Source organism: Bradyrhizobium sp. MI1.3 (genome assembly GCF_055811695.1).
In genome coordinates this window covers 1-3222 of sequence record NZ_JBVVPQ010000174.1, presented here as the reverse complement: position 1 = coordinate 3222, position 3222 = coordinate 1, and the positions used below count along the sequence as shown (strand labels likewise).

The following is a 3222-nucleotide window of genomic DNA, read 5'->3' as shown; positions in this document are numbered from 1 at the left end:
GCGCGCGGCTATCTGAACCGGCCCGAGCTGACCGCGGAGCGGTTCATCGCCAGTCCCTTTGTGGAAGGCGACCGGCTGTACCGGACCGGGGACCTGGCGCGGTACCTGCCGGACGGCAATCTGGCGTTTTTGGGCCGCAACGACGAGCAGGTGAAGATCCGGGGCTTTCGGATCGAGCCCGGCGAGATCGCGGCACGGCTCGTCGAACATCCGTTCGTGCGCGATGCGGTGGTGGTGGCGCAACAGGATCGCACCGGCGAGCAGCGTCTTGTCGGCTATGTGGTGTGTGCGTCCGAGGCGGCATCGGATGCGCTGAATGGAGCTGATCTTGCCGGCACGTTGCGCGGGCATGTGAGTGCGCGGCTGCCCGACTACATGGTGCCGGCTGCATTTGTGCGGCTGGCGGCGCTGCCGCTGACGGCAAACGGCAAGCTCGACCGCAAGGCGCTGCCGATGCCTGAGGATGAGGCCTATGCGCGCCGCGCCTATGAGCCGCCGCGGGGCGAGACCGAGACCACGCTGGCGACGATCTGGGCGGAGCTTCTCGGTGTGGCGCGGGTCGGGCGCCACGACAACTTCTTCGAACTGGGCGGCCACTCGCTCTTGGCGGTGCAGTTGATGGAGCGTCTGCGGCGGCTGTCGCTCGGGATCGAGGTGCGGACCTTGTTCGCCAAGCCGGTGCTGGCGGATCTGGCCGCAAGCCTGGGCACTCATCAGGAGGTGGCGGTCCCGGCCAACCTGATCACCGCGAGCAGCACGGCGATTACGCCGCAGATGCTGCCGCTGATCGAGCTGACGCAGGGCGAGATCGATCGGATCGTCGCCATGGTGCCTGGTGACGTCGCCAACATCCAGGACATTTATGGCTTGTCGGCGCTGCAGGACGGCATCCTGTTCCATCATCTGCTCGCCAGCCATGGCGATCCGTACCTGCTGGTTTCGCAGATGGCGTTTGCCGACCGTGGCCTGTTGGAGCGCTATCTTGCCGCGGTTCAGCGGGTGGTGGATCGGCACGACATCTTAAGGACATCGTTTGTCTGGGAGGGCCTGTCGAGCCCGGCCCAGGTGGTGTGGCGGAACGTGCCGCTGCTGGTGAGCGAGGTTGAGCTGGACGGGTCTTCTGGTCCCGGCCACGAGCAGCTTAAGGATCGGTTTGATCCGCGCCAGCAGCGCATCGATCTTGGCCGGGCGCCGCTGTTGCGGTTTGTGATTGCGCGCGAGCCCGGCAGCGAGCGCTGGCTGCTTTTGGAGCTGCAGCACCATTTGATCGGGGATCACACCACGCTGGAAGTGATGCATGCCGAGGTCCGGGCCGTGCTGGAGGGGCGCGAGCATGAGCTGATAGCCCCGCAGCCGTTCCGCAATCTGGTGGCCCAGGCGCGATTGGGCGTGGGTGCGGATGCGCATGAGCAGTTCTTCCGGGGGCTGCTGGCCGACATCGATGAGCCGACCACGCCGTTTGGGCTGAGCGAGATCCGCGGCGATGGCAGCGGGGTTCGTGAGGCGCAGCGGATGCTGCCGCAGGCGCTCAACACGCGGCTGCGCAGCCAGGCGCGGCGGCTCGGGGTGAGCCTGGCCAGCCTGTGCCATCTGGCCTGGGGGCAGGTGGTGGCGCGCAGCAGCGGCCGCGAGCAGGTGGTGTTCGGCACGGTGCTGTTCGGCCGCATGCATGGCGGCGCCGGTGCCGACCGCGCCATGGGCCTGTTCATGAACACCCTGCCGCTGCGGCTTAATCTCGACGGCACCGGGGTCGAGGCGAGCGTGCGCACCACCCACGCCCGGCTGGCCGAGCTGCTGGCGCATGAGCATGCCTCGCTGGCGTTGGCGCAACGCTGTAGCAGCGTTGCGGCACCGGCGCCGCTGTTCAGCGCGCTGTTGAACTATCGTCACACCACGCTGGCGGCCATGTCCGGTTCTGCACCGAATGATGGGCTAGAGGGGGTGGAATGGCTGGGCGGGGAGGAGCGCACCAACTATCCCCTGTCCTTGTCGGTGGAGGATTTTGGCGAGGCGCTCGGTCTGACGGCGCAGGTGGCGGAGGGCGTCGCTGCGGACCGGGTCTGCGGTTACATGCAGCGCGCGCTCGAGCAAGTGGCTGAGGCGCTGGAGCATGCCCCCAATACGCCGGTGCGAGACCTGGACATCCTGCCAGCCGCTGAGCGCGCCTACCTGCTGGAGGAGCTGAACCGGACGGCGGCGTCCTATCCGGCGGAGCGGTGCATCCATGAGCTGTTCGAGGCGCAGGTGCGCCGGGCGCCGAACGCGGTGGCGGTGGTCTGCGAGGGCGAGCGCGTGAGCTATGGCGAGCTCAATGCACGGGCGAACCGCCTCGCGCATCATCTGATCGGGCTCGGGGTAAGGTCCGGGGATAGCGTTGCGACAATGCTGGACCGCTCCGTTGCCCTTGTGGTGGCGCAGTTGGCGACCCTGAAGGCGGGGGGAGTTTATGTGCCGATCGATCGCGCTCTTCCATCTGCACGACAAGGCTGGATACTGGCCGACTGTGATGCGGGCTTCGTGCTTAGCGAGAGTGACGATGACGATCTGGTTGAGGTGACGACCCCTGTTCTGCCCATTGAGCCGCTCATGGCCGGAACAGGATGTAGTACCGATCCGGGCTTGGCATTGAGCGCCGAGGCCGCCGCTTATGTAATGTACACCTCCGGTTCGACCGGAGTTCCCAAGGGAGTTGTTGTTCCTCATCGTGCTGTCAACCGGCTCATCATCAACAACGGCTATGCGGAGTTCAGCTCAACGGATCGCGTGGGATGGCTGGGCAATCCCGCGTTTGATATCAGCACGCTGGAAGTCTGGGCACCTCTGCTACACGGTTCGAGCCTGATTGCGATTACACGCACTAATATGCTTGAGCCAGAAGTGCTGCGCAGTCTGGTTCAGCAGCACCGCATTACCGTCCTGCATTTGACAGCGGGGTTGTTCAGGCAGATCGCTAATGATCTCGGCCCGGTGCTGGCGAGTTTGCGGTTGTTATTAGTTGGCGGTGATGCCGTTGATGTCGCGACAGTAGCACGGGTGCTGAGGCAGAACCGACCGCAACATCTCTTGCACTGTTACGGTCCGACCGAGACGACGACCTTTGCGACAGTCTGCGAGATCAACGCGATTGATGAGCGAATCCAGCGGCTCCCGATTGGCCGGCCGATCGCGAACACGCGGATCTACCTGCTGGACGGTCTTGCTGCGCCCGTTCCGTTCGGGGCG

At 65.5% G+C, this 3222-nt stretch carries 1 protein-coding gene; it reads left to right on the top strand.

Annotated features, from left to right (window positions below; genetic code table 11):
• Positions 1-3222: AMP-binding protein (locus AC0L3A_RS40325; protein WP_473256539.1), on the top strand; the 3222-nt coding region annotated here is incomplete at both ends.